This window comes from Streptomyces sp. NPDC043812 (genome assembly GCF_056436245.1).
Genome location: NZ_JBWKCY010000066.1, coordinates 1 through 7,673, shown reverse-complemented (window position 1 = coordinate 7,673; position 7,673 = coordinate 1). Strand labels below are relative to the sequence as shown.

Annotated in this window: 5 protein-coding genes and 1 pseudogene; all 6 read right to left on the bottom strand. The window is 67.5% G+C overall.

The genetic code is table 11. From position 1 onward, the window contains the following. Nucleotides 1–185, bottom strand: a pseudogene (locus tag AC067Z_RS38310) (IS630 family transposase); the annotation flags it as partial. Nucleotides 186–315: 130 nt separating this feature from the next. Further along, nucleotides 316–570 (bottom strand): hypothetical protein, encoded by a 255-nt coding sequence (locus tag AC067Z_RS38305; RefSeq protein ID WP_478794271.1) that lies wholly within the window; start codon nt 568–570, stop codon nt 316–318. Between the two features lie 81 nt (nt 571–651). Continuing rightward, a complete protein-coding gene (locus AC067Z_RS38300) occupies nt 652–1,065 on the bottom strand; it encodes a hypothetical protein (protein ID WP_478794270.1) in 414 nt (137 codons plus the stop codon). 518 nt (nt 1,066–1,583) lie between these two features. Continuing rightward, nucleotides 1,584–1,766: a hypothetical protein gene (locus AC067Z_RS38295; RefSeq protein ID WP_478794269.1), complete on the bottom strand. Its 183-nt coding sequence runs from the start codon at nt 1,764–1,766 to the stop codon at nt 1,584–1,586. An 86-nt stretch (nt 1,767–1,852) separates the two neighbouring features. Further along, the gene (locus tag AC067Z_RS38290; protein WP_478794268.1) at nt 1,853–3,247 is read right to left on the bottom strand and encodes a phospholipase D-like domain-containing protein; all 1,395 of its coding nucleotides are present in this window, start codon (nt 3,245–3,247) and stop codon (nt 1,853–1,855) included. Beyond that, a complete protein-coding gene (locus tag AC067Z_RS38285; protein WP_478794267.1) occupies nt 3,234–6,668 on the bottom strand; it encodes a serine/threonine-protein kinase in 3,435 nt (1,144 codons plus the stop codon). The genes AC067Z_RS38290 and AC067Z_RS38285 overlap by 14 nt, the downstream gene beginning before the upstream one ends. Nucleotides 6,669–7,673: the final 1,005 nt, after the last annotated feature.

The window sequence follows — 7,673 nt, the reverse complement described above, 5'->3', positions numbered from 1 at the left end:
TGTGCCTCAATGCCCAGACGGGCGGCGACATCCTTGTTCGTCGCACCCGTTGCGCTCTCCAGCACGATCCGGCACCGCAGGGCCAGGGCCTGCGAGGACGTACGACGCCTGGCCCAACGCGTCAACGTCTCACGCTCATCGTCGGTCAGCACCAACTCGGCCTTCGGCCGTCCCGTCCTCGCCATCCACCCAGGATGCCGAACCACCCACTACTTTCGCAGCGAAATCACGACTCAGGACACTATGGGGCGGGTGCGGGGTGTCGTCGGGCAACGGCGGTGGGGCCAGCCACCAGCCGGACGTCCGTGAAGTTGCTCAGCCGCGCGGGATGCGGGCTCGTGCAGCGGCAAGAACGCTGGCGCGCTGCTGCTGCGTAACGGCATGCACGTGCGCCCGGAACATCGGGCGCCCGTCGCCGGCCGCGGGGTAGCGGTGGACGACCACCTCTCCCCCGGGCGATTGATCGCTCGGTTCGGTGAGCTGGAAAACGATGCGGGAGCGGCCCATCCTGCGCACCCATGAGTAGGTCACGCCGTCGTGGTCAGGCACTGCGTAGTGGGCCGGACCCATGCGCAGTCGGTAGTTGAGGCACGCTGTCCAGATCTGCGGATCGTCCGCATGCTCGGTCTGCCAGTGCCCGCACCTCGGGCGTCATCGGCGGCCGGGCGCACGGCACGGCCCGCAGGACCACGCCCTTGTCCGGAGACGCGGAGCGATAGGTGAAGACGACGGTGCTCGTCCCGGCGTCATGAGCCGCAGCGCCTTGGTGATACAGAGCGGTTCGCACCAGGGCGCGCACCAGAGCACCTGAGACAACCGACGGGCCGCGAGTTCCGCCGCGTGCGGATCCGGAGCCGTGACGAGGTAGCACGACAGGCGGGCCTCCCAGAGCAGCGCATTGATCTCCGCGAGGTGTGCTGCCTCCGAGTCGTCCGGCGTCGCATAGATGGCGGGCACCATCGACCAGTCACCGTGGTCGGCGAACGCGACGGTCCGCGCATCCGGCCCTGCCAGCTGGTAGCCGCCGCTCGCCATGGCACGCAGCCCCTTCGCCACTTCGGTCACATCGCGGTCGGTTGGGGTACCGGCCGCTCGGGTCGGCATACGCACGTTCGATGAGCTCGTGGGAGTCCATGCCAGAGACGACGTCGACGACGCCATCGCCGATGTGAAGCGGGAGCATCTCCGGGTCAGCCGCGCGGTCCAGGTCCTTGGCGAGCTGTGCGACGGTCTCGGCGGTGAAGCGGGGAAGGGCGAAACCGTGACTCGATCGGGCGGGATCGATGTCGGCGGGATAGTCGGGAAGCTGGTCGCAAGTGACGTGGGTGCGAAACGTTTCCCATCAGGCGCATGCGCTGCCTTCCATCGGGCGTGGGGTTCAGGTGCCGTCCAGGGGGCCAACCCCGTCTGGCATGGATAATTCTAGCACAATTTAATGGGTAGGGGGGTGTCTTCTCCGGGGCGGTATCAATGGCAGCCGCCTGCCCGCGCAGAGGTGCCCGGTCGGGAGAACCCGCCGGGGCGTCAGTGGCAACACGCCTTGCCCTCGAGGAGGCGGGCGCACACCGGGTCCTGACGTGAAATCAGGCGGCCAGCGCGACCTGCCGCACGTACCTCTCCGCCGCCTCTGCGCTCACGTCGGCACGAATGGCGTCCTCGGCGTTCCACGTGAGCGGACCTTCCGCGTCTTCGGTCCGGGTGGCTTCCTGGACCACGTCCGCAAGGCTGTACTGCTCCTTGAAGCGGTGCCCGATCCTTGCCTCCAAGTCCGTGTAGTTCTCCGGGAGCGGCGGGGGGCCGACCAGCGCTGCTGAGCCAGGGCGTAGTCGTAAGCCGCATCGCACGGGCCCCGCTAAGGAAGGCGCTCATCCTGTATCTGAGCAAGGTAGCGCTGGTGCTGTTCGTCGGCCTTCTCACGACCGCGGACCAGTGTTCCTTCCTCGCCGCGATAGGTGCGGTTGGGGTCCCCGCGGAAGGAGAGCCAGTTGAAGCTTGTGGCGATCCAGACGTCGTCGAACAGCAGGATCTTGGCGTGGGTGCTCTTGAGGCGGATAACTTGCAGGAGCTTGGGATAGCGCTCGGCGAGGTTGCGGAGTTTGCGGACTGCATCCGGGTCGGACTCGGCGGTTTCGTCGCTGTAGCCGTAGGCGATGTCGACGGTGACGTTGCTGCGCAGGCGTCCTTCCAGCTTGCTGAGGAAGTCGGTGGTGATGATCGATCGTTTGATCCACGGCGAGATGATCAGAATGCGGCGCCGTGCGGTGGTGAGGGCTTCGTTCAGTTGGTCGGGGTGTTCGAAGACGCTGATCGCGCGGACTTCGTCCCGGGGGAGCTCCGGCAGATTGGGCTTTGCGCTGAGGGGGGTGGGGCGGACCTGTTGGGCGGCCGCTACGGATTGCTGGCGGGTGACGTCGGCCAGGGGGACGCGGGCGCGTTCGAGGTCAGGAGCCAGGAGAGGGCGCGGTTGTGCGGGCTCGACAGTGATGCCGAGGGTGCTGGCGCCGCCGTTGCTGAGAAGGGCGATTTCGTGGCGGTCGCTGATGTCGCCGTCCACGACGACACCGAGCTGAACGACGGTGCGGTCGGGGTCGGTGTAGACGAGGACTTGTGCCGGGACGTAGCGCGGTGCGGGGACCTGGGTGACTCCGCGGATGGCGAGGATCTCCCGCTTGTCCTCGCGGTCTTTGAGCAAGTTGTTGAGGTCAGCAAGTGAGAGGTCGCCGCTTTGGACCTCGCCCTGTTGGGCGGAGGGCAGGAGCAGCAGCCCGTTCTCCGTGGCGAGCCTCTTGGTGATGACCGTCTGGCGGTCATAGGGGCGGACCTTGCGCAGGAGCTGGTCGAACAGGAAGGGCATATTGACACGCCGAGGGCGCAGGACAGCAAGGTCCTCGGCGGCAAGCTTGCCCTTTTCGGTGAGGCGCAGCGTGGTGTCGTGCGCTGCGGCGTCGGGCCGCGGCCTGCCCAGGATGAGGTGGTCTGCGGACAGATGGTCGGCGACGGCCTTGGCAATCATTGGATGGGGCAGGCCGAGAACGCCTCCCAGGGCTGCGGGGGTGCGGATGTTTGCGCTGACCAGGCGCAGGACGAATTCGTCGAGGAGGGGCAGTTGCTTGCGTTCGTGGGCCTCGACGGCGACGGTGACCGGCGTGACGGGAACAGCGGCGTCGATGATGCTGATGAGGGTTAGACCAGGGCGTGTGTCGTGGAAGCGGGCTGCGAGGAGGCTGTCTGGGCTAATGGGCGGCATCGGTGATCTCGCAGTCATCGGGGTGGGAGCGGATGTAGTCCAGGACTTCGCGCAGTGCGCCGGGTTTGCTCTGGCAGAAGGACGCGTCGCCGATGATGAGCAGGCCGTAGCGGGCGCGGGAGAGCGCAACGTTGATGCGGCGCCAGTAGGGCTGGCTGAGGAAACCGAGTTCGCCGCGGTCGTTGCTGCGGGTGACAGAGAAGATTGCCAGGTCGCATTCGCGGCCCTGAACTGCGTCGACGGACAGGACCTCGGGGGTGAGGTGTGTGAGGCGGGCCGAGGCGAGGCGGCGGCGTAGTTCGTCGACTTGCCTGCTGTAAGGGGCGATGACGAGGACGTCGAGTGTGCCGGTGGGACCGGGCTTGATGACGCGCTTCTCCAGTGCCCTGTCGAGGGAAATGAGTTGCTGGGCGACGAGCTGGACCTCGGTGCGGTTGAGAATGCTGCGTTCGGTTTCGGTGCGCGCTGCCTCTCGGCGCTGCTTGCCGAGCCGGGAGGTGTCGACCCAGTGCACGGGCCTGTGGAGGACGTCGTAGCCGGCGAGCTTGTGGGTGCCGGGAGAGCGAAGGCGGGTTCCGTAGAAGACGGTGGAGATGAGGTTTCCGATGGCCGGTGTCATCCGGTACTGCTCGAGCAGCTCGTGCGTGACGGGATGCTTGGTGCGGTTGATGAGGTACTGGAACAGGGTGGTTGCCACGAGCTCTGGGATGAGCTGGTAGTCGTCCAGGAGCTTCGGTGCCCGCAGGAGGTCCTCGTCCAGCGGGGGCAGCTGACGGGTGTCGCCCACCATGATCCAGCGACGGGCGCGGGCGAGGGGGACCAGTGCCTCGGTGGCGGTGGCCTTCGACGCTTCGTCAAAGATGCACAGGTCGAATTCAAGGTCGCGTACAGCGGGGTGGGCGAGGAACCCCAGGGCGGTGCCGCCGACGACGTTGCGGGTTCGCAGGAAGGCGCCGGCGAGGGCCTGGTCGGTCTCGATGCGTGTGAGCCACTCAGCTTGCAGACGCAGGGCATCCAGGAGGGCGGTGGCCTCGGGGCTGTTGCCTAAGAGGGCGGCGACGGCAGCTCGCAGCTCTCCGGCGGGCATGTCTTCCTTGAGGGTGAGGTCTCCCCGGATTTCCCGCTGGACCTGCTCGAACAGTTCGGCGCGCTGCTCAAGGTAGCTGTCGAGGCGGGCCTGGGCGGTGACGACTTCGTCGCCCAGTTCGCGGGCTGAGGTGGTGCGGTCGCTGGCCGGCTGTGCGGCCATGTCGGTGATGCGGCCTGCCAGGGCGTTGATGTCTCCAGCCAGAGCGGCCAGCGCTTCCAGGGTGAGGGCCGCTTTCAGGTGCCGGGCGGACAGCTTCTTGTCCTCGGCTACCTTGGTCAGGTAGGTCTCGGCGCGGGAGCGAACCTGGCGGGCCCACCGCTTGAGCTGCTTGTCCAGGAGAAGATGCTGGGTGTCGGCGGCGACACGCGGATCATCGGGCCGGCCTAGGCGAACCACGCCGGCGTGACCAGCGGCCTCGATGTGCTTGAGCGCGTTGTCGATGGCGATGTGGGTCTGGCTGACGATCAGGATGCGGGCCTTGGGTTCACGGCGCAGTGTCTGCTCAACGATCTCTGCGATGACCGTGGTCTTACCCGTGCCCGGAGGACCTTCGATCAGGAGCAGATCCTGGGAGCCCAGCGCATGGGAGACGACATTGCGCTTGCTGGTGTCGAGGTCGCGGACCCAGTCGTCGATGGGTGTCGGCTCCCCCACGTGCAGGCTTTGCGGATCCTCGATCAGCTGGCCCAGGAGCGGGTTGACGCTCTGGCCGCCCGCGACGCTGCTCAGGGCTTCGCGCTGCCGGGTGATAGAGGTTTGCGTGGGGCCCAGGTACGGCAGCAGGACACCGTGCTCGGGGATGCGGCGCGGCATGCGCGCAAAGGTCATGGTGACCTGGTCGCCGAACACCGAGGTGATCTCGCCGCGTTCCAAGGGGCGGCCCTGTGCGTAGTCGGCAACGCTCCACTCCTCGCCCACCAGCAAGGACGCGTCCTCGCATGACTTGGTAAGGCTGAACTGGCGGGCGCGGCCCTCGCCGGTGGTCCCACCGTAGGTCAGTGCCTGGCGGCCGCCTGCGGCGAGTTCCTCACGGGCGTCTAGCAGCCTGCTCCACGCTTCGAACAGATTTCCGAGATCGCTGGCCTGCTCCTGCTCCTTGGAGGCGGCGCGGGCGGCTGTGTGCTCCTCCAGGAGCGTCAGCAGCGACTGCAGGCCGTCGTAGGCCGCATCCCCGCCTGGATTGCGGAAGTCGAACGTGAGCTGCGTTGCCACCGGCACAGCTTTGGGCCGCCACCGCGCCAGCCAGTCCTCGTTCTTTCGCTCGATCCGGGTGATGGTTACGCGCTCACCATGGTCGTCGAATTTCAGGCGCAGCACCATAGACTTGCCGGCGAGCCGGATCGTCTGCTGGTCCACCTCGTCGGTTTCCGGGTTGTGCGAGAAGTCGGCATGCACGCTCTTGGCTATGTCGTCCAGCACCGCGGCCTCGGCTCGCTGCCAGTCGATTTCCGCGCCGCGCGGCAGTTCGAGCGCCACCTCGGCGGCCTGCCGCGTCAGCTTCATCCACAGGAAGTTGCTGCGCCGGGACCAGCGGTCCTGACGGACCTGATCGGCTTCCAGGAGCCGTTGCTCCAGCACCGATGCGTTCGGCGGCCGATTACCGGGGTCGAAGTCCACACAGTCCCGCAGGATGTCGCGGATCTCCGGCGGTAGCTCCAGACCATCCAGGACGCGAACGAGGTCGTGGTAGTCGCTAGCCTTGCCTGCGGACATCGTCTGGATAGCGAGGGCGCCGTAGCCGAACACGTCACGGACATAGCCGACCGTGTCCGTCTGCTCGGGCGGCGAGTACAGGCTAGAGCGGTAGCCGGCGACCGTCTCCTCGCTCGTCGCTACCTGGGAGCGGATCTTGGCAATGCCGAAGTCCGCGAGCTTGACCTCTCCGTCTGCGGTGAGCAGCACGTTGGCCGGCTTGAGGTCTCGGTGTTCGATCTCCAGCATGTGCGCGTATGCGAGAGCGGAGAGGAGCGGGCGTCCGAACCTTTCGAAGAAGGCAGTCCACGGCAGGGGGCGGCCCTGCTCCATCTCATCCTTGAGGCTGTGCTCGACCCACTCCAGAGCGATGAAGAACCGACCGAGACCGGAATCCCAGCCCGCGTCCAGCATCTGGACGATGTGCGGATGCCGCAGCTTCTTCAGCGCGCCAGTCTCCCGTTCCAGGAACAGCTCGGTGATCTCGTCGTTCTCCCGAGGCACGAGCATCTTCACTGCCGTCGGCGTAAAACCGGAGCTCGTGATGTCAACCGCCTTGCGGACCTCGGACAGTCCGCCCTTGCGGGCTTCGTCCGACGGACTCAGCATGAACCGGTTGTTGATGATCTGATTTGCCACTCACGGCTCCCTCGCCCCAGAACGTCCCCGCCAGCGGAAGTCTTTCAGGCCGACGCGCCTCGTGACAGAAGGTCAGGCATGGTGGCCTCTCATTGCTTCGAGGCACGGCTGGTGTCTCCGGGCGCGGCGCGCAGGGGACTCGGCGTGCGGGTGTTCAAAGGTGTGCCAGGCAGCCCCATGTGCGACCGCAGATCCGATGTCAGGGGCAGATGGCGGAACCTGTCGCACAGCCACGCGTCGGGGCAGTCGTCAGGTCCGGTGGGCCGCGGCTCGCATGCGCACCAGCGGGAGACGGTGTACCTGCCGCTTCGGCAGAACCGGCACCGGACCTCACGCGGGATGTTCCGTGCCTTCATCGGCGCTCACCCCGCGCGGCGGACGGCGCGTCGACGGATGCCGACTCGGCGTGGCCGGCGTCCGCGCGTACCGCGGCGACGACCTGGTCCTGGGAGAGCTCCGGGGAAGGCTGCGCGGCGGCGGGGTCGCCGTGGGCGGCCAGGGTGCGGAAGGCGATGTCTGCGGCGTGCTGGATTGCCCGTACGTCGTCGGTGCGTGTGGAGGAGCGTCGGCCGTCCCCAGCCGCGACCAGAAGAGCACCGTAGGCGGAAAACTTGAACCGGGTGGGCCCGGGGGCCGGCGTCGTGGCTGGAGAGGGTCCCGTTGAGTCCCACGTGTGCGAGGTGGGCGGCGGCCCACCGCAGCAGTTCGGCGAAATCGGTGGCGATCAGCGTGCTGTGCGGGGCGTAGCGCATGGGGCAACTCCTGGGGGAAGTTCAGAGGTCCGGCCCGTGCCGGCGGGCGCCGACGCCGCCCGCCCGGCACGGCGATGGGTCATTCGCCTGGAAAGCTGTGACACGGGTGCGCTTCCTGGGCCGGGGCGTTGCTCGGGCCCCGGCCCAGGCCGGTTGGGCGGGTGGCGCATCGAAGTGCCGCGCCACCTCAGGCTCAGCTCACGCGGTCAGTGCGGTGGCAGCGGCGGTGGCGGTGGCGACGCGGCGCACCTTG